This window comes from Streptomyces sp. NBC_01235 (assembly GCF_035989285.1).
GTDB lineage: Bacteria > Actinomycetota > Actinomycetes > Streptomycetales > Streptomycetaceae > Streptomyces.
Map to the genome: position 1 here is coordinate 867550 of NZ_CP108513.1, position 22143 is coordinate 889692.

Below are 22143 nucleotides of genomic sequence, written 5' to 3' on the forward strand. Positions count from 1 at the left end.
CCGTCATGCCCGAGTACCGCCGCATCCTGCTCGACGGCGCCGTCGTCGACACCGTCCGGGAGGGCGACGAACTCGTCGCCGGGGACGGCCGCCGCGTCAGGACGCAGGACGCGCGGCACCTGCCGCCGGTGGTCCCCTCCAAGGTGATCGCCGTCCATCTCAACCACCGAAGCCGTGTCGACGAGTTCCGGATCGAACTCCCGGACACGCCCACGTACTTCCACAAGCCGACCTCCTCCCTCAACTCCCACCAGGGCGCGATCGTGCGTCCCGAGGGCTGCAAGTGGCTCAACTACGAGGGCGAGGTCGCCATCGTCATCGGCAGGACCGCGAGGAACATCTCCCCTGCGGAGGCGGGGGACTTCATCGCGGGCTACACCATCGCCAACGACTACGGTCTGCACGACTTCCGCGACACCGACGCCGGCTCCATGCTGCGGGTGAAGGGCTCCGACACGCTGTGCCCGCTCGGGCCCGGTCTGGTCACCGACTGGGACTTCCGTGGCAAGCGGCTGCGGACGTACGTCAACGGCGAGGTGGTGCAGGACGGTTCGACGGACGAGATGAAGTGGGACATGCACTACCTCGTCGCCGACATCGCCCGGACGATCACCCTGTACCCCGGTGACGTGCTGCTGTCCGGGACCCCGGCCAACTCCCGCCCCGTGCGGCCCGGCGATGTCGTGGAGGTGGAGGTCGAGGGCCTGGGCCGGCTCACCAACCACGTCGTCACCGGTCCGACCGCCGTCCGCGCCGACGTCGGCGCCCAGCCCACCGAGTCCGAGGAGGTGCTGTCCACCGCGCTCGGCGGCGACTGGGAGTTCCGCGGCATCCGCCCGCCCAGGCGATGAGCGCGGGCGCGTCGCGGCCCGTCCCGTGCGACGCCGCCGTCGTCCCCTCGGCGCGCGGGCGGGCCGGTAGGGTCGCCGTCATGACCGAGTCCGCCGCACACCCCGAAGGACGCGAGCCGCGCCGGCGCATGAACTACGGGGAGGGCCGGGAGGCCCTGCTCAACGCCGCCGTACGGGTCGTGGCGCGGGGCGGGCTGCGCAAGCTCACATACCGGGCCGTCGCACAGGAGGCGGGGACCACGCACGGGCTGGTCGTGCACCACTTCGGCTCGCGGGACGCGCTGATCGAGGAGGCGCTCGCCCACGCGATCCGCACCTCGCTGAGCACCAGCGCGCTCGAACCCGGCACAGGCGAGGTGGCCGACTTCTCGGCCGGGCTTTCCGAGATGGTCGTCGACGACCCGGACATACAGGCCTTCCAGTACGAGCTGCTACTGGAGTCCCGCCGCCGGCCCGAGCTGCTGCCGCAGATCAGGGCCCTGTACGACGACTACTTCGCCGCGACCGGGCGCGAACTGTCCCGGATCCTCCCCCAGGGTGCCGACCGCGCCCTGACCCGGCTGGTCTTCGCCGCCCTGGACGGGCTCGTCCTGCACCAGCTCGTCTTCGGTGAGCCCGAGGTCACCGACGGGGCCGTCGCCGAGCTGCACCGGCTGATCCGCCTGCTCCAGGCCGACGAGGACACCGGCTCGGCGTCGGAACACTGACCGGTCCGCGGTCGTCCGCGATCGTCCGTGATCGGCCCGTCCTCGGGCACCTCTTGCGCGCACCCCCTTGCCAAACGGATAGTTCCAGCCCACCATGGGGCAACTCGTTTGGCCTGAAACGACATCCCCTCTTCGCTCTCAGGCAGGTGATCCGCGTGGACAGTCAGACGGCGGTCAGGAACCAGACCGCGGCCGACGCCTCCACCGCAGGCAGGCTCAAGCCCAACTCGCTCGGCGTGCTGGGCATCCTCTTCTTCGTCCTCTCCGCCCAGGCGCCCCTCACCGGCATCGCGGGCGCCGTCCCCATCTCGGTGGCCCTCGGCAACGGGCCCGCCGCCCCCGCCGCGTACGTGGCCGCCGGCGTGATCACCCTGCTCTTCTCGGTCGGCTTCGTGGCCATGGGCCGCCATGTGGTGAACGCCGGCGCCTTCTACACCTACATAGGCAAGGGCCTCGGCCGACCCGTCGGCACCGGAAGCGCCGCGGTCGCGCTCTTCGCCTACTGCGCGATCCAGGCCGCCATGTACGGGCTGTACGGAGCGACCGTGAGCGGCCTGCTGGCGGCCCACACCGGGACGGACGTGCCCTGGTGGGTGTGTTCCCTGGTCACTATGGCGATCGTGCAGGTCCTGGGCGGCGCGGGCATCGAGATGGGCGCCAAGGTGCTGGCGGTCTTCGTGCTGGCCGAGTTCAGCATCCTGGCCGTCTTCGCCCTGGTCACCCTCTTCAAGGGCGGCGGCCCGGAAGGGCTCGGCGTCACCGAGTCGTTCTCACCGGGTGCCGCCCTGAAGGGGGCGCCGGGTGTGGCTCTGATGTTCTCCGTGGCGTCGATGGTCGGTTTCGAGGCGACCGCGATCTACGGCGAGGAGGCGCGCGAGCCCCGCAGGACGGTACCTCGGGCCACCTATCTGGCGGTCGCCCTGGTCACCGGCTTCTTCGCCTTCACCTCCTGGATGCTGATCTCCGCCTACGGCGCCTCGAAGGCGACCGCGGCGGCCGGTCAGGCGCTGGCGAGCGGCGACTCGACGAGCTTCGTCTTCGCGCCGATCGCCGACCTGTTCGGCGGCTGGGTGAACGACGTCCTGCCGGTCCTGCTGGCCACCTCGCTCTTCGCCGGCGTGCTCGCCTTCCACAACTCCGCCAACCGCTACCTGTTCTCCCTCGGCCGCGACGGGCTGCTGCCCCGCAAGCTGACGTCGCTCAACCGCCGCCACTCCCCCGGCGTGGCGGGCTGTGTGCAGACCGCCATCGCCGCCGTGCTGGTGCTCCCCTTCGCACTGACCGGCAAGGACCCGGTGCTGACGCTGTTCTCCTGGGGCAGCGGAGTGGCCGTCCTCGGGATCATGCTGCTGTACTTCCTGACCTCGGTCTCCGTGGTCGCCTTCTTCCGGCGCGAGCGCCTGGACACCCGGCCGTGGAACACGCTGATCGCCCCGGCCCTGGGCGCGCTCGGCATCGTCGGCGCGATCTGGCTGGTCGTGGAGAACTTCACCACGCTCATCGGCGGGGAACGCGGCACCGCCCTCTGGCTGGAGCTCACCGTCCCGGCGGTCCTGGCCGCCGGAGTCGTCACGGCCCGCCTGACCCGCAAGGCGGCCGTCGACGGCTGAGGCACCCACTGCGGCCCGGTTCCCGCCGGGCCGCACGGCCGGTGTCCGCCAGCGGGTCCCCGTCGGATCGGCTGCAGTCCGTCGACTGGTGTTCGTCGACTGGTGTCCGTGGGCCGGTCGCCGTCAGCCGGTTGCCGTCAGACCGTCTCGCAGGCCACCCGGTCGAGGAAACCGTCGACCAGGCGCGCCGCGTTCTCCCGGGCCGTCGGCTCCATGGCGCGGCTGCGGGCGAGCAGCGCGGCGGGGTCGACGCCGTGCCGCGCACACTGCGCCGCACCGCCGTTGTCCAGCCAGCCGCGGAGCATCCACGGCGTGATCTCCGGATGGAACTGCACACCGAGGCTCCGCCCGGCCCGGAACGCCTGTACACCCACCCCGTTGCGCGCCACCTCCTCGGCGCCGGGCGGCAGGACGCAGCGGTCGTAGTGCCACTGCATCCAGGGCCCCCGGCCCACCAGGGAGGCGTCGTGCGTGTCGATCTCGGTCCAGCCGATCTCCGGGCGCGGCGACGGCTCGACCGAGCCGCCGAGCGCACTGGCCAGCGCCTGGGCGCCGAAGCAGACGCCGAGCACCGGGACGCCGAGATGGTGGGCCTTGCGCAGCAGCGCGAGCTCGCCGCCGACCCAGCTGCCGACGGCGCCCCGGTCGTACACCGACCAGGGCGCGCCGAGCGAGACGATCAGGTCCCAGTCGGCCGCCTCGGGAAAGTCGAACGTCACGTCCGGCGCGTGATGGCGGTGTTCGGGTACGACCGTCACGGCGGTGAGCTCGTACCCGCGCTCCATGAGCCGGTCGCCGACCAGGCCCGGCTCCGTCACGTGGTCGTGCTGGACGACGAGTGCGCGCACGGCGGTCCTCCTTGACTCCTGCGAGGGGCCTCGAGCCTTGTGACGGGCCCCTCGAACGCATAACGTTTGGAACCAAATGATACTAGCGTGAAGGGAAGACCAGGCATGCCGGATCTCACCCACGACGAGTGGCTGCGCCGCGCCAAGACCTTCGAGATGTCCGGCGCCCACCACATCGACGGCGCCGACGAGGGCGGCGGCGGAGCCTCGTTCGCGGCCGTCTCGCCCCGGGACGGCCAGGTGGTCGCCCAGGTCGCCGACGGGGGCGCGGCCGAGGTGGACGCCGCCGTGGCGGCCGCCCGCCGCGCCTTCGACACCGGCCCCTGGCCGCGCCTCGCCCCCGCCGAACGCGGCCGGACGCTGATCCGGATCGCCGAACTGTTCGAGGAACGGCGGGAGGAACTCGCGCTCGCCGTCACCCTGGAGATGGGCAAACCCGTCGCCGACGCGTACGCGATCGAACTGCGGGCCCTCATCAACACCTTCCGCTGGTACGGGCAGTTGGCCGACAAACTCACCGACGAGTCCCCACACACCGCTCCCGACGCGCTCGCCCTGGTCACGCGGGAGCCGACCGGGGTCGTCGGCGCGGTCGTGCCCTGGAACTTCCCCCTCACGCTGGCGGGCTGGAAGGTCGCCCCGGCGCTGGCGGCCGGCTGCACGGTCGTGCTCAAGCCGTCGGAGAACTCGCCGCTGTCCGCCCTGCTGCTGGGCCGGATCGCGACCGAGGCCGGGCTGCCGCCGGGCGTGCTCAACGTGGTCAACGGCGACGGGCCGGTGGCCGGCCGGGCCCTCGGCCTGCACCCGGACGTCGACGTGCTGGCCTTCACCGGCTCGGCCGCCGTCGGCCGGCACTTCCTGCGCTACGCGGCCGACTCCAATCTGAAGCGCGTCTGGCTGGAGCTGGGCGGCAAGTCCCCGAACATCGTCCTTCCCGACGCCCCCGACCTGGACAAGGCCGCGGCCACCGCCGCCTGGGGCATCTTCTTCAACCAGGGCGAGATGTGCACCGCCCCGTCCCGGCTGCTGGTGCACTCCTCCATCGCCGAACGCGTCACCGAAGCCGTCGTCGCACGGGCCCGGGAGCTGCGCGTCGGCGACCCTCTCGACCCCGCCACCGAGATGGGCGCGCTGGTCGGCGAGGCCCACCTGGAACGCGTACGCGGGCATGTCGGAACCGGGCTCGCCGAGGGCGCCCGGCTGCGGACCGGCGGCGAGCGCGTCCTCGCCGGCACGGGCGGCAGCTATCTGGAGCCGACGGTCTTCGACCGGGTGGACCCCGGCATGCGGCTGGCCCGGGAGGAGATCTTCGGCCCCGTGCTGTCCGTGCTCGCCTTCGACGACCTCGACGAAGCGGTCCGGCTGGCCAACGCCACCGAGTACGGGCTCGCCGCCGGCCTGTGGACCTCCGACCTGTCCACCGCGCACCGGGTCTCGCGGGCGCTGAAGGCCGGCACGGTGTGGGTCAACTGCTACGAGGAGGGCGACCTGACCGTGCCCTTCGGCGGCATGAAGCAGTCGGGCAACGGCCGCGACAAGTCCGTGCACGCCGTCGAGAAGTACACCGAACTCAAGACCACCTGGATCCAGTTGTGACCCGCCCTCTGATAGCGGTCCCCGCCCGCTTCGCCGCCACCACCTCGGCGCTGCGCTACGCGGCCGAGGTCAACGCCCGTGCCCTGCTGGAAGCGGTGTGGCGGGCCGGCGGCGAACCGGTGAGCATCCATCCGGTGGACACCGAGGTCGCCCAGCGGCTCACCCGCTTCGACGGCGTCCTGCTCCCCGGCGGCGGCGACCTCGCCCCGCACCGCTACGGCGCCACCAGCGCTCACCAGAGCGTCTACGACGTCGACGACCTCCAGGACGCCTTCGACCTCGAAGTCGCCCGCCACACACTGGAGTCGGGCCTGCCCCTGCTCGCGCTGTGCCGGGGACTACAGGTCGTCAACGTCGCCCTCGGCGGCACGCTGGAGCAGGACATGGGCGGTCCGGAGCGCGAGCACCGGCACGTCGTGCACCCGGTGGAGATCCGGCGCGGCACCCTCCTGGAGCAGGCGATGGGCTCGGAGAAGGCGGAGGTCTCCTGCTACCACCACCAGCGGGTCGACCTCCCGGGCAAGGGCCTGGAGATCACCGCCCGGGCCTCCGACGGCACCGTCGAGGGGCTCGAACTCCCCGACGCCCGCGGATGGTTCACAGCCGTCCAATGGCACCCGGAGGACACCGCCCACGAGGACCCCGCCCAGCAATCACTCTTCGACAACCTGGTCCAAGCCGCCCGCAACGGTCGCTGAGACGGGTGCTCTTCGCGCCCCTGAGGGGGCAACCGGCCCGCCTGCGGCGGGCCCCTTCGGCGGCCCGGTGCTCAGGTGCCCTACGGGCGGGGTCGCGTCAAGCGCCCGGTCAGGGCAGGACCTTACGGGCGGATCGCTGCCGGCGGCCGTGGCTCACCCGCTCCGCGGCAGGTCACTTCAGGAACCGGGCCCCGGAGGCCTCAACCCGGGTCGCTGTGGTCCCTTGCCTCGCGGCGCACGGACCGACCCAGGTTGCTTCCTGGCCCCACGGGACGGGAACGGTGGGCGGGCCGCCCGGCCGCCCGGCCGCCCGGCCGCCCGGGGCGGGTGCGAGCGACCGGCCGGCAGGGCGCTATGGACACCCTGGGGCGCTGTCGGCCTGGGGCCGTGGCTCGGGTGGCATAGGGCCATGGCTCAGGCGGCTTGGGGCCATGGCTCAGGCGGCGTGGGGCCGCGGCTCAGGCGGGCCTGGGGGCCGCTGGCCCGGGCGGCGCAGGGGCCACGGCTCAGGCGGGCCTGGAGGCCGCTGGCCCGGGCGGCGCAGGGGCCACGGCTCAGGCGGGCCTGGAGGCCGCTGGCCCGGGCGGCGCAGGGGCCACGGCTCAGGCGGGCCTGGAGGCCGCTGGCCCGGGCGGCGCAGGGGCCACGGCTCAGGCGGGCCTGGGGCCACGGCTCAGGTGGCCTGGGGGGAGCAGGGTGGTCGGGGTCAGGACTTTGGGCGGCGGCCGCTGCGGCGGGGGGCCGGTTCCGCGCCGTCGAGGAGGGTCGCGCGGCGTTCCTCGCCCTCCTCCTCGACCTGGCGGACCACGCGGCGCAGCCCGTCGGCGACGGTCCGGCACTCCTCGTCGCTGAGCCGGCTCGCCACGAAGGCCTCCTCCTCGTTGAAGGCCGGGAACAGCCGCTGCATCAGCGCCTCCCCCTCGTCGGTGAGGCTCAGCAGGACGAGCCTGCCGTCGGCGGGATGCCCGGCCCGCCGGACGAGCCCCCGCCCCTCCAGCGTCCGCGACACGCCGGTGAGCGTGCCCTTGGAGATCCCCGCCTCCTCCGCGACGTGGCGGGTCTCCGACTCACCCCACACCCACACCACCCACAGCACGACGAACGCCGTCCACGTCAGGTCGGAGCCGCGCAGCACGGAGTTCTCCAGGTGCTGCCGTACCGCCGAGGCGGCGCGGTAGATGTTGGCGACGACGGCCATCTGCTCCCGCCGCAGCGGAATGCCGCCGAGCTTGGCCTCGGCGAGCTTCTCGGCTTCGGCGATGGATCGCTGGCCGGGCATCGGCACACTCCTTCGGCCACTTGGTTCGTGGATCGTCGTGTTGTTCGGACTCAAATTGTACGAAACGACAGGGCCACGGGGAGTGGACGCCGCAGACGAGGTGGCGCCTCAGGCGGTGAGCGCCTCGACTCGGCGCATCACGTCACGGCAGAACGCGCCGACCCCGGCCGGGTCGTCGATGAACTGGTTCGGTTTGACGCAGAACGTGGTGAAGCCCTGCTCCAGCTGCTCCGGGATGCCCGCGAGCGCCGCGCCGAGGTCCGCCGTGGAGTGGTCGTCGGGGAAGGCCGCCTGGGTGCCACCGATCATCTCCAGGTCGGCGACGTCCCGGCCGGCAGCGGCCATGGCCTCCTCGAGCGCACGCATGTCCTGCGGTGTCGGCCGCCCCAGCGGGTGGAAACCGTGGCCGTGGCGCACGAGCCTGCGCAGGACGGGACCTCCGAGTCGCCGGCCGCCGAACCAGAGTCGCGGCCCGTCGGAACGGAACGCCTTGGGCTCGAAGTAGACGTCCCGGAACGGGTAGTGCTCGCTCTCGTGCGAGATCGGCGACGCTCCCCAGGCCTTCGCCCAGACCTCCAGGTGCTCGTCGAGCAGCCGCCCGCGGCGCCCGAACGGCACGCCAAGGGCGTCGTACTCGTCGCGGCTCCAGCTCACCGTCGGCTGCACCAGCAGCCGTCCCTCGCTGATCAGGTCGAGGGTGCCCAGCTCCCGGGCCATCAGCAGCGGATGACGCAGGGGTGCCAGGACCGCGGCGGCGGCCAGCCGCAGCCTCTCGGTGACGGAGGCGATGGCGGCGAGCAGCAACAGCGAGTTGGGCCAGGGGGTGTAAGGGTCCTGGTTGCCCGGCAGGGCGTAGTCGCGGGGGTTGCCCATGACGCCGTCGGCGGCCGCGTCCGGACCGAGCACGATGTGCTCGCTGACCATGACGGAGTCGAAGCCGGCGTCCTCGGCCTCGCGCGCCCACCGGACGGCGGCGGGCAGGTCGGCCCGGCCGCCGGTGAGCGTCCAGTTCTCACTGAGGACGAGCAGCATGCGGGGTGCGGCGGTCGTTTTCTGCGTGGTGGTCATGTCCTGCGCTCCCCTCCTCAGCGCTCGTGCACGACGTGGCCGTCGAACACCGTCAGGTCGACCTCGGCGTCCGTGATGGTGTGCGGGTCCCGGTCCAGCAGGGGGCGGTCCAGGACGCACAGGTCGGCGACCTTGCCGACCTCGATGGACCCCTTCCAGCCCTCGGCGAAGTCCTGTCGGGCCGGGTTGACCGTGTAGGAGCGCAGGGCCTCGGCCAGCGACACGCACTGCTCGGGACCGCTCTGCCTGCCGCTCGCCTTGGACTCGCGCAGCAGCATCGCGGTCACCCCCTGCCGCCAGTCGGGCCGCGTGATCGGCGCGTCGGAGCTGGCGCACACCGTCACCCCGGCCTCCACGGCGGACCGCACAGGCCACTGGTAGGCGGAGCGCTCGGGGCCGACGACCTCGTCCATCAGGTCGGAGATGGTCCACTTGATGGCCGGGTTCATGTTGACGCCGTAGCCGTGGGCGGCCAGCCTGGCGAGGCTGCGCGCGCCGATGAAGTCGCCGTGGATGACGTAGTGCCGGGCGTCGGGCCGCGGTGCGGCGGTGTTCGCGGCGACGAACGCGTCGACGACCTCGTCGATCGCCCGGTCGCCGGTGACGTGCACACCGAGCTGGAAGCCGGCCTCGTGGGCGACGCGGATCATCTCGCGCAGCTCCTCGCTGCGCAGCGCGGGCGTGTCGCCGTGTACGCACAGCGCGCCGTGGCCGCCGTCGGCGTACGGCTCGTTCATCCACGCGGTGCGGTTGGGCGGCACGCCGTCGGCGAAGATCTTGACGCCGATGGCGTTCAGCAGGCGCGGGTCCGCCGACTCGGGACGGCGCAGTTCGGCCAGTCCCTTGCGCACGTCGTCGGCCGAGCCGCCCATCGGAGCGGGCAGCAGCAGGACGCTGACCCGGGCCTGGAGTTCGCCGTCGGCCGCGAGGTCGGCGTAGGCGGTCCAGTTGTCGGTGCTCAGCCCGCCGAAGAGGGAGGTGGCGCCGCCCGGGCCCAGGCCGGGCTCGGTGTAGCTGGTGATGCCGCGGGAGTGGAGTTCGCGCACCACGCCCTGGATGGCCTGCCGGCGCTGGTCGACGGTGGGCGAGGGCAGACCGGCGTTGACGAGTTCCTGGGCGGCCTCGCGCAGGATGCCGGTGGGCCGGCCGTCGGGGTCGGTGTCGATGACGCCGCCGGGCGGGGGCACGCTGGCCGCGTCGATGCCGCAGTGACGCAGGGCGGCGCTGTTGACCCACACGAGGTGTGAGGAGAAGTGGGTCAGACAGACCGGGTTGTCGGGTGCGACGGCGTCCAGGTCCCTGCGGTGCGGGAAGCGCCGCGGGTCGGCGAGACACTCGGCCAGGTAGCCGCTGTCCCAGCCCAGCCCGATGATCCAGTCACCGGGCCGGGCCGTGCGAGCCGCCCGCCCCACGGCGTCGGCGATGTCGGCGATCGACCCGACCGCCGGGTGGCCGACGTCGAGGGCGAACGGCGGCTTGGTCATGCCGTACGCGGCACCGTGCAGGTGGGAGTCGTTGATGCCGGGCAGCACGGTCCGGCCGCCGAGTTCGACGAGCCGGGTGCCGGGTCCGGCCAGGGCGCGCATCTCCGTGTCACTGCCGACGGCGACGATGTCCCGGCCGCGCACGGCCACGCCCTCGGTCACGGTGAAGTCGCCGTCGACGGTCAGGACCTGGCCGCCGGTCAGGACGAGGGAGGGGGCGCTGTCGTTCACTTGGGTCCTCTCGGAGTGGGGCGTCGGAATGTGGGGGGCGAGGGTCATCGGGTCAGGCGGGGGCCGAAGCAGGCGAGCGCCGCGCCCGCGACCAGGGCGGTGCCCTGGGCCATCTGCTGCCAGAACGTCGGCACACTCAGCAGTGTCAGGCCGTTCTGCAGACAGCCGAGGAACAGCACGCCGAGCAGGACGCCGAAGACCGAACCGGAGCCGCCGGTGAGCGCGACGCCGCCGAGGAGCACGGCGGTGAGCACGGTCAGTTCGAATCCGGCCCCCGAGGTGCCCGCGACGACGCTGTCCAGCACCGACGCCTTGATCGCCCCGGCCAGGGCCGCGGCCACGCCCGTGACGACGAACAGCGCGAACGGCGTACGGCGGACGCCGACGCCGGAGAGGTAGGCGGCCTCCCGGTTGACGCCGATCGCGAAGACGTGCCGTCCGGCCGGGGTGAGCGCCAGGAACAGCGCGCCCGCGACGAGAACGAGAGCGGCGAGGACGACCGGCGCGTCTATCCCGGCGATCCGTGACCCGCCGAGCCAGGCGAACCCGGAGCCGAAACCGCTCAGCGGCAGCGGAAAGAGCTGCTGCGCGAAGCCGCGTACCGCCGTCAGCATGCCCAGCGTCACGATGAACGCGGACAGCCCCAGGTAGCAGCAGAGCACGCCGTTCACGGCGCCGACCGCAGCCCCCGCCGCCAGCGCGCCGAGCACGGCGACGACCGGCTGCTGGTGCTGCTGGCCGGCGAGCCAGCCGGCCACCAGTCCGCCGAGGGCCAGGGTGGAGCCGACCGAGAGGTCGAGGTAGCCGCTGATGACCAGCAGGGCCAGCGGGACGGCCACGATGGCGAGGGTGGCGGCGTCGGTGGCGATCCCGCGCAGGTTGCCGGCGTCCAGGAAGCTGCTGGTCGTCAGCTGGAAGACCAGCACCATCACGGCGAGCACGAGGAGCAGCGGATGCCGCCGGACGGCGGTCAGCGCGGTGTCCGCCGCCGTGCGCGGGGACGGCGGGACGCGGCCGGCGGAGGCGGGGGTCGGGGTCGAGGGGGTGGTCGCGGTGGTCATGCCGCTCCTTCCGAGGTCGGGGCCGCCGTGTGGTCGGCTTCGTGGACGGCCGAGAGCAGGGCGGCCTCGGTGAGTTCGCCGCCGGACAGCTCGCCGACGACACGTCCGGCGGCGACGATCAGGCAGCGGTGGGCGAGCGCGACGACCTCCTCGGGGTCGCTGGAGGCGAACAGGACGGCCGTGCCCCGCTGTTCGGCCAGTGCGGACACCACCTGGTAGATCTCCTGCCGGGCGCCCACGTCGACACCCTGGGTGGGCTCGTCGAGGAGCAGGACGTCGACGTCGCGCGCCTCGTTGGTCCACCGGCCGAGGACGATTTTCTGCTGGTTCCCGCCGGAGAAGGCGGCCACCGGCAGCCGGGGGACGGCCGGACGCAGGCCCACGGCGTCGGACAGGGCGCCGAAGATCCGCCGCTCGGCGCGGAGCGCCCGCACTCCGCGGCGGGCGAGGGTGCGTACGGACGGGAGCAGTGCGTTGTCCTGCGCGCTCAGCACCGGGAACACCGCCTGTCGGCGTCTGTCCCCGGGGACGAGGGCCAGGCCTGCGGCGAGGGCGTCTGCGGGGCGTTTGGCTGTGACGGTGCGGTCGCCCACGCGGATGGTTCCGCCCGAGGCGGGGCGCCTTGCGAAGAGGGTTTCCAGGATGCGGGTGCGGCCTGCGCCGATGAGGCCGTACAGCCCTACGATCTCGCCCTCGGCGACGGCCAGGTCGACGGGGCCGAAGCCGGGGCCTTGCAGGGCTGTCACGGTGAGGCGGGGTTGGCGGGGGCGCCTCCGGGGTGGGGGCTGCTTGTTGTCGGGCGGCCATACGGTGGTTTGTGGCTGGTCGCGCCCACGCGGCGGAGCCGCGTATGTACACGGCCCGCGCCCCTCGGGTCGGTCCCCTGGGCCGTGCTCAAGAGAAGCCGCTCCGGCTATCGCCTCCACCAGGTCCCTCCTTGTCTGTCCTGACGCCGTCGACCTATGGCTGACTCGGCCGTCCCGCAGGACCGTCACCGCGTCCGCCAGGCGTTCCACCTCGGCGAGCAGGTGGGTGACGTACACGATGGCCAGGCCCTGGGTGCGCAGGTGTTCCACGCGTTCGGCGAGGGCGTCGCTCTCGGCCCCGGACAGGGCGGCGGTGGGCTCGTCGAGGACCAGCACCGAGGCGCTGCGGCTCAGCGCCTTGGCGATCTCCACCAACTGTCTTTGTCCCATGGGGAGTTCACCCACGCGGTCGCTCGGTGAGCAGGTCGCCGCGACCCGTTCCAGCAGGCCCGCCGCCACCTCCTCCTGGGCGCGGCGGTGGACCGTTCCGTACCGGGTCCACTCCTGGCCGAGGAAGATGTTCTCGGCCACCGTGAGGGAGTCGACGACGCTGAGCGTCTGGAAGATGATCGCCACACCGGCGGCGATCGACTCGCGCGGACTGAGCCGGGTGTAGGAGGTCCCGCCCACCTCCATCGTGCCGGCGTCCGGCGGGTAGGCGCCGCCGAGGCATTTGATCAGGGTGGACTTGCCGGCGCCGTTGTGGCCGAGGAGCGCGTGCACCTGGCCCGCCGGGACGGTGAGGTCGACGCCGTCCAGTGCGCGGACGCCGCCGAAGGACTTGCCGAGGCCGCGGATGCGGAGGGTCGGTTCCGTCATGGCGGGCCCCTAGGAGTTCTGGGCGAGGAGGGAGTCGATGCGCGCGCTGTCGCCGTGGCCGACGAGGGTGATGGGGACCTGGACACTCGGGTTCGCCTTGCCCGCGGCGACCGCGAGGGGGACGTCGACGATGGCGTTCGCCATGTCCTGCGGCGCCAGGGCGGCCGACGCGCGGTAGAAGGTGCCCTGCTTGATCGCCAGGAGGGAGGGGGCCGCGCCGTCCTGCCCGCCGACGAAGGTCTTGGCGTCGGCCGTCGTGCGGCCCGTCTGCTGGAGCGCCTTGAACCCGCCGTAGGCGGCGGCGTCCGTGACGCCGAGGATGAGGTTGAGATCGGGGTGCTTGGCGAGGACGGCACGGGACTTCGACAGTCCGGTGTCCGGGTCGATGGCCTGCTCCTGGGCGACCACGTCGACGCCGGGCGCCGCCTTGGTGAAGGCGTCGATCATTCCCTTGGTGCGCTCGCGGCCGAGCTGGATCGTGCCGTCCGTCAGGAACGCGATCTTCCCCTTGCCGCCGAGCTCGTCGTTGGCCCACTTGGCCGCCGCCTCCCCGAGGAGGGTGCCGCCCTTGAGGAAGCTGAACTGGATGTCGGCGCTCTGGTGTTCCAGCGATCCGCCGTATGTCACCCAGATCAGCCCCGCGTCGAGCGCGGCCTTGGCGATCGACTCGGTCGCCTCGAAGACCATGGGGAAGGACACGATGGCCGGCATCTTCTGGGAGACCCACGTGTTCAGGTTGGTGGCCTGGGTGTCGGCGCTGCCGGCGTCGCTCGTGGTCAGCAGGGAGACGTCGTGTTTCTTCGCGGCGGCGGAGGAGAGCTTGACCAGCGTCGAGTAGAGCGGGATCTGGGTGAAGGGGTAGTCGAGGCCGATCCTGGTGAGGGTCTTCGGTGCGTCCGCCGAGGCTCCCGCGGCCTGCGCGGAGCTCCCGCCCTCGTTCGGCGCCGAGCAGCCCGCGGTGCCCAGGAGCGTGGCGGCGAGGGTCCCGCCGGACAGGGCGAGGAACTGCCGGCGTGAGGCCGGGGAGGGGGACGGGAATCTGCTCATGGCGGCGCTCTCCGAGGAATGTGGCCCGGCCCTGCTGGCATCGGGCGTCCGGCTGTGCCGAACAGGAAAGACCCGGGCGTCGCGCACCGCCATCCGTACAAATACCGACGGGGTGACGGGCCTGGTGGTCATCGGCGGACATCCGGTCACGAAACGGTGAACGACTTGTCCGGCCGCCCGAAGCGCCATACCGTTAGGGACCAAACGACATTCCTGGTCGTGGGTTCCCGGAGGCGCGCATGATCAGCCACCAGCAGCTCGCGGCGGCCACCCGCATCGGCATGCTCACCCGCGAACGCGACACCGTCTCGGCCTGCGCCCAGGCGCTGCACGAACTCGCCCGCGCCCTCCCGCTCGACGCGGCGACACTGCTGACGATCGATCCGATCACCGGCACGCATGTGCAGATCGCGGGCATCGGCTACCCGGCCGGGACGTCCGAGGCGCTGGCCGCCGAGTTCGCCTCGACGCCCTGGTACGCCAACGTCGTCCGGCAGACGCTGCCCCCGTCCATCACCGAGGACGTCGAGGACATGACGTCCGGCGGGCAGCGCTTCCGCAACGGCTGGTTCTACGCCGAGCGGGTCCGCCCCGCCGGCTTCCGGGACGCGCTGACCGGCGCCCTGCGCCACGACGGCCGGCTGGTCGGCCTGGTCAACCTCTCCGTCGAGGGGACGGGCGCGTACGACACGGAGGCGCGACAGCTGCTCGCCTCGATCCTGCCCGCCCTGGGCGTCCTCGCCGACCCGACGGCCCACACCGGTGACGTCCATGACCTTCCGGCCGGGGCGGGCGCGAACCTCGTCACGGCCCAGGGCGTCATCGACCTGCCGGGCCGCGAGGCCGCCAAGGTACTGGCGGACGACGAATTCGGTTGCCTGGTCCGGGCGTTCACCGCCTCGGGCGGCCTGCGGCTACGGGCACTGTGGCCAGTGGGGCGCGACTGGCACCGAGTGGTCCTGCGCCGGTGCACGCAGGGGTCGCCGATCGCGCGGGAGGCGGTCCTGGTGACGGAGACGCCCACCGACCTGCCGTACGGCCTGAGTCCGCGCGAACTGGAGGTGCTCACCCGGGCCGCCCGCGGCCAGACCAACCAGGCCATCGCACAGGCCCTGTTCCTGTCCCCGCGGACCGTGCACAGCCATATCGAGCACCTGCTCCGCAAGACCGGCAGCGCCTCCCGCGCCGAGGCCACGGCACTCGCGCTGCGGGACGGTCTGCTGCGGCCCACGACGGAGGACCTGGAGCACTTCGTCGAGCGGATCCCGGCCGGTTGAGAGCCGGTTGAGAGCGCACGCTCAGGTGCTCTCCGGCCGCCCCGCGAGGTCGGCGGCCCAGAACGCGCCGTCCGGGTAGCGGTATTCGGCGAGGGACTCGGGGTGCATGGCGGCGGAGAAGCCGGGGGTGAGCGGGGCCGTGTAGTGGCCGTCACGGATCACCACGGGTGCGGTGAAGTGTTCGTGGAGGTGGTCGACGTACTCGATGACCCGGTTCTCGGTGGTGCCGGACAGGGCCAGGTAGTCGAACATCGCGAGGTGCTGCACGAGTTCGCACAGGCCGACACCGCCGGCGTGCGGGCAGACCGGCAATCCGAACCTCGCGGCGAGCAGCAGGATCGCGAGGTTCTCGTTGACTCCGCCGACGCGGGCCGCGTCGATCTGGAGGACGTCGATGGCGCCGGCCTGGAGGAGTTGCTTGAAGACGATGCGGTTCTGCACGTGTTCGCCGGTGGCGACCTTCACGGGGGCGACGCCCCGGCGGACGGCGGCGTGGCCGAGGATGTCGTCGGGGCTGGTGGGCTCCTCGATCCAGTACGGGTCGAACTCGGCGAGCGCGCGGGTCCATGCGACGGCCTCGCCGATGTTCCAGCGCTGGTTGGCGTCGACGGCGATGCGCACGCCGGGGCCGACGGCGGCGCGGGCGGTGCGCAGTCGCCGGAGGTCGTCGTCGAGGTCGGCGCCCACTTTGAGCTTGATCTGGGTGAAGCCGTCGGCGACGGCCTGCTTGGCGAGGCGGGTGAGCTTCTCGTCGGAGTAGCCGAGCCAGCCGGGCGAGGTGGTGTAGCCGGGGTAGCCGCGCTCCAGCAGCGCCGCCTCGCGCTCGGCCAGCCCGCCGCGCCCGTCCCGCAGCAGGGTGAGGGCGTCCTCCGGGGTGAGGGCGTCGGCGATGTAGCGGAAGTCGACCTGGGCGACCAGCCACTCGGGTTCGGCGTGGGCGAGCAGTCGCCACAGCGGCTGGCCGGCGCGTTTGGCGGCGAGGTCCCACACCGCGTTCACCACCGCGCCGACGGCCATGTGCATCACGCCCTTCTCGGGGCCGAGCCAGCGCAGCTGGCTGTCCCCGATCAGGTCGCGGCTCAACGAGCCCGGGTCGGCGCACAGTTCGGCCACGGACCGTCCCAGGACGTGGGGCCGCAGGGCCGCGATCGCGGCGACCTGGACATCGTTGCCGCGTCCGATGGTGAAGGTGAAGCCGTGGCCTTCGAGCCCGTCGCCGGCGTCTGTGCGCAGCACGACATAGGCGGCGGAGTAGTCGGGGTCCGGGTTCATCGCGTCGGAGCCGTCCAGTTCCCGCGAGGTGGGGAAGCGGACGTCATGGGTGTCCACCGCGATGATCCGGGCGGGGGTTGCGGTCAAGGGGGCGCCCTTCTTGCTTGACGGCACTCATTCATCGGAGGAATGACAGAACTGCGACTTTAGGCGCAGCGCGACTCCGTGACAACACCCCCAAGAAGCCCTTCGATTCGTTCGATGACGACCCCTTGTCAGCACGGGCAACGCCGTCGTAACGTCCTCGACGTTCGAGATACATCGGAGGAATCAGATTCAGCGTCCTCCTCCTCTCCCCCTCCCCCACCCTGCGCGGCTCCCAGCCCTGGCTAAGGAGACAACCCGGCCATGAAGCTCGCTCGCACCCGTTCCACCGCCGCCGCAGTCGGCGCCGTCGTCGCGGCCCTCAGCCTCCTCACCGCGTGCAACCGCGACAGCGCGGGATCGGACGGCTCGGGCGGCGACAGTCCCGCCATCGGGATCGACCTGCCGCGTTCCGACTCCGACTTCTGGAACTCCTACGCCGAGTACGTCCAGAAGGACATCAAGTCCGAGGGCGTCAAGGCGCTGCCGCTGAGCAACTCCCAGAACGACGTCACCAAACTGGTCGCCAACGTGCAGGTGTTCCAGAACACGGGCGCCAAGGCCGTCGTCATGGCCCCGCAGGACACCGGCGCCATCGCCTCCACGCTGGACGCCCTCGCCGCGAAGAAGATCCCCGTCGTCAGTGTCGACACCCGCCCCGACAAGGGCGACGTCTACATGGTCGTACGCGCCGACAACAAGGCGTACGGCACCAAGGCCTGCGAGTTCCTCGGCAAGCAGCTCGGTGGCAAGGGCAAGGTCGCCGAGTTCCAGGGCGCTCTGGACTCGATCAACGGGCGCGACCGCTCCGAGGCGTTCGCCGCATGCATGAAGCAGAAGTTCCCCGGCATCAAGGTCTTCGAGCTGCCCACCGACTGGAAGGGCGACGTGGCCTCCGCCAAGCTGCAGAGCCTGCTCGCCCAGCACCCCGACCTCAACGGCATCTACATGCAGGCCGGCGGTGTCTTCCTGCAGCCGACCCTGGCCCTGCTGGAGCAGAAGGGCCTGCTCAAGCCCGCCGGGCAGAAGGGTCACATCAGCATCATCTCCAACGACGGCATCCCGCAGGAGTTCGACGCGATCCGCAAGGGACAGATCGACGCGACCGTCTCGCAGCCCGCCGACCTCTACGCCAAGTACGCGCTGTACTACGCCAAGGCCGCCGCCGAGGGCAAGACCTTCAAGGCGGGCAGGACCGACCACGACTCCACGATCATCGAGATCCCCAACGGCCTCGAGGACCAGTTGCCGGCACCGCTGGTCACCAAGGAAAACGTGGAGGACAAGACCCTCTGGGGCAACACCGTCGGCCAGTGACCGACCGGACCGGCAACAGCGCCCGCACCCCTGGAAGGACGGTATCCACCATGGCGGACACCGCGACCGTGCCCCGGCCCGCGCACGGCGGCGCCGGGCCCACCCCGGTGGCCGAGGCCCTCGGGGTCGGCAAGAGGTTCGGCGCCACCGTCGCGCTGCGCGAGGCCCGTATCGCCGTCGCCCCCGGTGAGTCGCACGCGCTGGTGGGCCGCAACGGAGCCGGCAAGTCGACCCTCGTGTCCCTCCTGACCGGACTGCGCCGGCCCGACACCGGCACGCTGCGCTTCAACGGCGAACCCGCGCCGCCCGTCGGCGACATCGACGCCTGGCGGTCCCGCGTGGCCTGCGTCTACCAGCAGTCCACGATCATCCAGAACCTGACCGTCGCGGAGAACCTCTTCCTGAACCGGCAGAGCGCGAGCCCGTTGCAGCCCATCCGCTGGAAGCAGTTGCGGCGCCGGGCCGAGGAACTCCTCGGCGAATACGGTGTGGACGTCGACGCCGGCGCGCGGGCCAGGGAACTCACCGTGGAACAGCGGCAGTTCGTCGAGATCGCCCGCGCCCTGTCGTTCGGCGCGCGTTTCATCGTCCTCGACGAGCCGACCGCGAAACTCGACGCCCGTGGCATCGGCAGGCTCTTCGGCAAGCTCCGCGACCTCCAGGAGCAGGGCGTCGCCTTCCTCTACATCTCGCACCATCTCCAAGAGGTGTACGACCTCTGCGCCACGGTCACCGTCTACCGCGACGCGACCCACATCCTCACCGCGCCCGTCGCCGAGGTCGGTCACCAGGCCCTGGTGGAGGCCATGACCGGGGAGACGTCCGCCACCGCCGCCACTGCCTCGGCCGACGGCAGCCGGACCGCCGGGCCGGACGGACCGGACGAGCGCCCCGAGCTGCTGACGATCGAGGGGCTCACGCTCCCCGGCGCCTGCCGCGCCCTGTCCCTGGCGGTCCGCTCCGGTGAGGTGGTGGGGCTGGCCGGAGCGGCGGCCAGCGGCAATGTGCGGGTCGGGGAGGCCGTCGCAGGGCTGCACCGAGCCGAGCAGGGCCGGATCTCGGTCGGCGGCCGAGCGGTACGCACGGGCAGTGTCCCGGCGGCGCTGGCCGCGGGCGTCGGGCTGGTGCCGGAGGACCGTCATCTCCAGGGCCTGGTCCACAACCGCTCCGTGGCGGAGAACGCGACGCTCACCGTCACCGACCAACTGGGCCCGTTCGGCACCGTGCTGCCCGCCCGGACCAGGGTCTTCGCCCAGCGCATGATCCGGGATCTCGACATCAAGACGCCGGGGGCGGCCACCCCGGTCTCCGCGCTGTCCGGCGGCAACCAGCAGAAAGTCGTCGTCGCCCGGGCGCTGGCCACCGACCCGCGTGTCCTGGTCGCCGTGCGCCCCACCAACGGGGTGGACGTCAAGTCCAAGGAGTTCCTGCTGCGCCGGATCCGTGAGGTCGCGGACGGCGGGAGGGCCGCGCTGATCGTCTCCGACGAGCTGGACGACCTGAGGGTGTGCGACCGGGTCGTCGTGATGTTCCACGGCCGCGTGGTCGCCGAGTTCGCGCCCGGCTGGCGGGACGAGCAGGTGGTCGCCGCCATGGAGGGCGTGGCCGACAGGGCCGAAGCACCCGGCTCCGGCGAGGCCCCCGACACCGATGAGGACGAAAGGTAGTCATGTCCGCCACCACTGATGTCACCGACCCCGCAGCAGGCGTGGCGCAGACGACCGCCAAGGACACCGGGCGCGGGCTCGACCTCGGCCGGTTCCGTGAACTGTCCCTGATCCCGGCGATCCTGGTCCTGGGGCTGATCGGGTTCATCGTCTCGCCCGCCTTCCTGACCTCCGACAACCTCATCGGCGTGGCCCAGCAGTCCACGGAGTTGAGCCTGCTGGTGCTCGCCACCGCGCTGATCCTGATCTGCGGGCGGATGGACCTGTCCCTGGAGTCGACCATCGGCGTGGCCCCGGTCATCGCCGTCTGGCTCGTGCTGCCCACGAGCGGCGCGCGGTTCACGGGTCTCGGGCTGCTCCCCGAGTGGACGGCCGTCCCGCTCTGTCTGCTGGTGGGCGTGGTGATCGGCGCCGTCAACGGATTCCTGATCCTGAAGCTGCGGCTCAACGGCTTCATCGTCACCCTCGGCATGCTGACGATGCTGCGCGGACTTCAGGTCGCCCTCTCCGAGGGCCAGTCCATCGTCGAACTGCCCTCCTCCTTCACCTACTTGGGCAAGGCGTCGTGGTGGGGGGTGCCCGCGGCGATCTGGATCTGCGTGCTGCTGTTCGCCCTCGGCAGCGCCGCTCTGGCCTGGCTGCGGCACGGACGGGCGCTGTACGCGATCGGCGGCAACGCGGAGGCGGCCCGTACGGCCGGCATCCGGGTCGACCGGATCGTGTGGGCGGTCCTGATCCTCGGCAGCCTGTTGGCCGCGTTCGCCGGGATCCTCTACAGCGGTCACTACGGTTCCATCTCCGCCACCCAGGGCAGCGGCTGGATCTTCCAGGTCTTCGCCGCGACGGTCATCGGCGGGGTCAGTCTCAACGGCGGCAAGGGCTCCGTGTTCGGCGCCCTGACCGGTGTGCTGACGCTCCAGCTCGTCGTCAACGTGATGACGCTGGCGGGTGTGCCGCCGTTGTGGAACCAGTTCCTCAACGGCGCGATCATCATCGTCGCGCTGATCATCTCCCGCTTCGCCTCCGGCGAGAAGCAGGAGTAGCCGCACAGAGAGGGACGCTCGTGGCACTGACGGACGAGGCCATGGACAAGATCAAGGCGATGATCGTGGCGGGCGACCTCGCTCCGGGTTCCCGGTTGCCGAAGGAGGAGCTCCTCGCCGGGCAGCTCGGCCTGTCCCGCAGTTCGCTGCGCGAGGCGGTGCGGGCGCTGACCGCGATGCGGATCCTGGTCACCCGGCAGGGGGACGGCACCTATGTGTCGAGCCTGGAGCCCCACCTGCTGCTCGAGGCGCTGTCCTTCGCCTCGGACGTCTCCCAGGGGCAGACGGCCCTGCAACTGCTGGAGGTGCGAAGGCTGTTGGAGCCCCAGGCGACCGGGCTGGCCGCCGTGCGGCTCGGCCCCGAGGATCTGGACGAGCTGGGCGGAATCCTTCGGCGGTCCCGGTCCGCGGCGACGGTCGAGGAGTTCGTCGGTCACGACATCGCGTTCCATCTGCGGATCGTCGAGGCCGTCGGCAATCCGGTGCTGTCGATGCTGCTGCGCGTGCTCTCCACGCGCACCCAGCGGGTCCGGATCGTCCGGGGCACCCGGACCGAGCGGGCCGTGGAGCACGCGCACCGGGAGCACGACGAGATCCTGCGCGCGCTGCGGGCCCGCGACGCCCAGTTGGCGGTCTCGACCGCGACGGTCCATATCGCCGCCGTGGAGCAGTGGTTGGCGGCCGGCCTCGTCGAGGACCCGCTGTGCGCACTCGACGACTGACCGGCCCCGCCCACGGTGTCGGTGTCGGTCCTGGCCGAGGTGGGAGCGGACCGGTCCAGTCGGCTCGGCGTCGAGGACCGTCCCGCTCTCCCGGCCGGTGAGCCGGTAGGCGCCGGCGCCCAGGTCGGCGACGGCCCACTGCCGCGAAGCGCCGTCCTCCGGGGCGTACCCGCTGCGAACGGAGACCAGCGTGTAGCAGCCGGCGCTCGACATGACCGCCTGCGCCGACGCGCGTCGCTTCGCGGACGAGGCGGCCGAGCGTCACGGTCGGCTCGACGTCCTGGTGACGGCGCGGGCCACCGCCCCGCACCTGGCCACGGCCGCCGAGATGGACGCCGAGGTCCGTGGGAGCCGGTGCCCGCGCAGGTGCCGGTGACGGAGTACCGGGTGGCGGTGTCCGGGGGCGGCAGCCTGTGGTGTCGAGACACCGGCGGCGACGGGGAGGCGGTCATCCTGCCGCATCCCGGCTCCGGCAGCGGCGAGAGCCGGCCGTACCGGCAGCCCGTGCCGGCCGGCGCCGGCTTCGGTGTCATCGCCTACTCACGGCGGGGCGCGTACAGGCCGGTGGCGGGCTGGGCCGGGCACGCGGGCTCGGACCGAGGGCCTCGTCGCATGACGGGGCCCGGGATCATCACGTGATCCCGGGCCCCGGTACG

General features: G+C 72.2%; 20 protein-coding genes. 12 read left to right on the plus strand and 8 right to left on the minus strand.

The window, feature by feature from the left end; translation table 11 throughout:
* Positions 1-5: 5 nt before the first annotated feature.
* From OG289_RS03945 to OG289_RS03955, 3 genes are all read left to right on the plus strand, one after another.
* Positions 6-851: a fumarylacetoacetate hydrolase family protein gene (locus OG289_RS03945; protein ID WP_327312592.1), complete on the plus strand. Its 846-nt coding sequence runs from the start codon at positions 6-8 to the stop codon at positions 849-851.
* Positions 852-931: 80 nt separating this feature from the next.
* Entirely contained in the window at positions 932-1558 is a 627-nt protein-coding gene (locus OG289_RS03950; protein ID WP_327312593.1) for a TetR/AcrR family transcriptional regulator, read from the plus strand.
* Positions 1559-1713: 155 nt separating this feature from the next.
* Positions 1714-3168, plus strand: a complete 1455-nt coding sequence (locus tag OG289_RS03955) for an APC family permease (RefSeq protein WP_327312594.1) — start codon at positions 1714-1716, stop codon at positions 3166-3168.
* Positions 3169-3305: 137 nt separating this feature from the next.
* On the opposite strand, the gene OG289_RS03960 is transcribed toward OG289_RS03955, so the two are convergent.
* Positions 3306-4016, minus strand: a complete 711-nt coding sequence (locus tag OG289_RS03960) for a type 1 glutamine amidotransferase (RefSeq protein ID WP_327312595.1) — start codon at positions 4014-4016, stop codon at positions 3306-3308.
* Positions 4017-4121: 105 nt separating this feature from the next.
* Between OG289_RS03960 and OG289_RS03965 the strand changes: the two genes are divergently transcribed.
* Positions 4122-5612, plus strand: a complete 1491-nt coding sequence (locus tag OG289_RS03965) for an aldehyde dehydrogenase (protein WP_327312596.1) — start codon at positions 4122-4124, stop codon at positions 5610-5612.
* Positions 5609-6310 carry a gamma-glutamyl-gamma-aminobutyrate hydrolase family protein gene (locus tag OG289_RS03970; RefSeq protein WP_327312597.1) on the plus strand — a complete coding sequence of 234 codons (702 nt, stop codon included), beginning with the start codon at positions 5609-5611 and terminating at the stop codon, positions 6308-6310. Before OG289_RS03965 ends, OG289_RS03970 begins: the two co-directional genes overlap by 4 nt.
* A gap of 706 nt (positions 6311-7016) precedes the next feature.
* On the opposite strand, the gene OG289_RS03975 is transcribed toward OG289_RS03970, so the two are convergent.
* From OG289_RS03975 to OG289_RS04000, 6 genes are all read right to left on the minus strand, one after another.
* Positions 7017-7589 (minus strand): MarR family winged helix-turn-helix transcriptional regulator, encoded by a 573-nt coding sequence (locus tag OG289_RS03975; RefSeq protein WP_327312598.1) that lies wholly within the window; start codon positions 7587-7589, stop codon positions 7017-7019.
* Between the two features lie 108 nt (positions 7590-7697).
* Positions 7698-8657 carry a TIGR03619 family F420-dependent LLM class oxidoreductase gene (locus tag OG289_RS03980; RefSeq protein WP_327312599.1) on the minus strand — a complete coding sequence of 320 codons (960 nt, stop codon included), beginning with the start codon at positions 8655-8657 and terminating at the stop codon, positions 7698-7700.
* A gap of 17 nt (positions 8658-8674) precedes the next feature.
* Positions 8675-10420, minus strand: coding sequence for an amidohydrolase (locus OG289_RS03985; RefSeq protein WP_442818866.1), 1746 nt, complete (start codon positions 10418-10420; stop codon positions 8675-8677).
* A complete protein-coding gene (locus OG289_RS03990) occupies positions 10417-11433 on the minus strand; it encodes an ABC transporter permease (protein WP_327312601.1) in 1017 nt (338 codons plus the stop codon). Before OG289_RS03990 ends, OG289_RS03985 begins: the two co-directional genes overlap by 4 nt.
* The gene (locus OG289_RS03995) at positions 11430-13058 is read right to left on the minus strand and encodes a sugar ABC transporter ATP-binding protein (protein ID WP_327312602.1); all 1629 of its coding nucleotides are present in this window, start codon (positions 13056-13058) and stop codon (positions 11430-11432) included. Before OG289_RS03995 ends, OG289_RS03990 begins: the two co-directional genes overlap by 4 nt.
* 9 nt (positions 13059-13067) lie before the next feature.
* The gene (locus tag OG289_RS04000; RefSeq protein ID WP_327312603.1) at positions 13068-14105 is read right to left on the minus strand and encodes a sugar ABC transporter substrate-binding protein; all 1038 of its coding nucleotides are present in this window, start codon (positions 14103-14105) and stop codon (positions 13068-13070) included.
* Between the two features lie 239 nt (positions 14106-14344).
* On the opposite strand from OG289_RS04000, the gene OG289_RS04005 reads away from it, so the two are divergent.
* Positions 14345-15382: a helix-turn-helix transcriptional regulator gene (locus tag OG289_RS04005; RefSeq protein ID WP_327312604.1), complete on the plus strand. Its 1038-nt coding sequence runs from the start codon at positions 14345-14347 to the stop codon at positions 15380-15382.
* A gap of 21 nt (positions 15383-15403) precedes the next feature.
* Here OG289_RS04005 and OG289_RS04010 read toward each other — a convergent pair whose 3' ends face one another.
* Complete coding sequence (locus OG289_RS04010; protein ID WP_327312605.1) at positions 15404-16741, minus strand: enolase C-terminal domain-like protein; 1338 nt, start codon at positions 16739-16741, stop codon at positions 15404-15406.
* A 261-nt stretch (positions 16742-17002) separates the two neighbouring features.
* Between OG289_RS04010 and OG289_RS04015 the strand changes: the two genes are divergently transcribed.
* From OG289_RS04015 to OG289_RS04040, 6 genes are all read left to right on the plus strand, one after another.
* A complete protein-coding gene (locus OG289_RS04015; protein ID WP_327312606.1) occupies positions 17003-18055 on the plus strand; it encodes a sugar ABC transporter substrate-binding protein in 1053 nt (350 codons plus the stop codon).
* A 50-nt stretch (positions 18056-18105) separates the two neighbouring features.
* Positions 18106-19722 carry a sugar ABC transporter ATP-binding protein gene (locus OG289_RS04020; protein ID WP_327320580.1) on the plus strand — a complete coding sequence of 539 codons (1617 nt, stop codon included), beginning with the start codon at positions 18106-18108 and terminating at the stop codon, positions 19720-19722.
* 2 nt (positions 19723-19724) lie between these two features.
* The gene (locus OG289_RS04025; RefSeq protein WP_327312607.1) at positions 19725-20765 is read left to right on the plus strand and encodes an ABC transporter permease; all 1041 of its coding nucleotides are present in this window, start codon (positions 19725-19727) and stop codon (positions 20763-20765) included.
* 20 nt (positions 20766-20785) lie between these two features.
* The gene (locus OG289_RS04030; protein ID WP_327312608.1) at positions 20786-21487 is read left to right on the plus strand and encodes a FadR/GntR family transcriptional regulator; all 702 of its coding nucleotides are present in this window, start codon (positions 20786-20788) and stop codon (positions 21485-21487) included.
* A 211-nt stretch (positions 21488-21698) separates the two neighbouring features.
* Positions 21699-21863, plus strand: a complete 165-nt coding sequence (locus OG289_RS04035; protein ID WP_327312609.1) for a hypothetical protein — start codon at positions 21699-21701, stop codon at positions 21861-21863.
* Positions 21842-22126: a hypothetical protein gene (locus OG289_RS04040; RefSeq protein ID WP_327312610.1), complete on the plus strand. Its 285-nt coding sequence runs from the start codon at positions 21842-21844 to the stop codon at positions 22124-22126. Before OG289_RS04035 ends, OG289_RS04040 begins: the two co-directional genes overlap by 22 nt.
* The last annotated feature ends 17 nt before the right edge of the window (positions 22127-22143 follow it).

Excerpts from the sequence above, each read along its gene's own strand:
- OG289_RS03945 (WP_327312592.1), top strand. The coding sequence starts at position 6 with ATGCCCGAGTACCGCCGCATCCTGCTCGACGGCGCCGTCGTCGACACC.
- OG289_RS03950 (WP_327312593.1), top strand. The coding sequence starts at position 932 with ATGACCGAGTCCGCCGCACACCCCGAAGGACGCGAGCCGCGCCGGCGC.
- OG289_RS03965 (WP_327312596.1), top strand. The coding sequence starts at position 4,122 with ATGCCGGATCTCACCCACGACGAGTGGCTGCGCCGCGCCAAGACCTTC.
- OG289_RS03975 (WP_327312598.1), bottom strand. The coding sequence starts at position 7,589 with ATGCCCGGCCAGCGATCCATCGCCGAAGCCGAGAAGCTCGCCGAGGCC.
- OG289_RS03980 (WP_327312599.1), bottom strand. The coding sequence starts at position 8,657 with ATGACCACCACGCAGAAAACGACCGCCGCACCCCGCATGCTGCTCGTC.
- OG289_RS03985 (WP_442818866.1), bottom strand. The coding sequence starts at position 10,420 with ATGACCCTCGCCCCCCACATTCCGACGCCCCACTCCGAGAGGACCCAA.
- OG289_RS03990 (WP_327312601.1), bottom strand. The coding sequence starts at position 11,433 with ATGACCACCGCGACCACCCCCTCGACCCCGACCCCCGCCTCCGCCGGC.
- OG289_RS03995 (WP_327312602.1), bottom strand. The coding sequence starts at position 13,058 with ATGACGGAACCGACCCTCCGCATCCGCGGCCTCGGCAAGTCCTTCGGC.
- OG289_RS04000 (WP_327312603.1), bottom strand. The coding sequence starts at position 14,105 with ATGAGCAGATTCCCGTCCCCCTCCCCGGCCTCACGCCGGCAGTTCCTC.
- OG289_RS04005 (WP_327312604.1), top strand. The coding sequence starts at position 14,345 with ATGATCAGCCACCAGCAGCTCGCGGCGGCCACCCGCATCGGCATGCTC.
- OG289_RS04015 (WP_327312606.1), top strand. The coding sequence starts at position 17,003 with ATGAAGCTCGCTCGCACCCGTTCCACCGCCGCCGCAGTCGGCGCCGTC.
- OG289_RS04020 (WP_327320580.1), top strand. The coding sequence starts at position 18,106 with ATGGCGGACACCGCGACCGTGCCCCGGCCCGCGCACGGCGGCGCCGGG.
- OG289_RS04025 (WP_327312607.1), top strand. The coding sequence starts at position 19,725 with ATGTCCGCCACCACTGATGTCACCGACCCCGCAGCAGGCGTGGCGCAG.
- OG289_RS04035 (WP_327312609.1), top strand. The coding sequence starts at position 21,699 with ATGACCGCCTGCGCCGACGCGCGTCGCTTCGCGGACGAGGCGGCCGAG.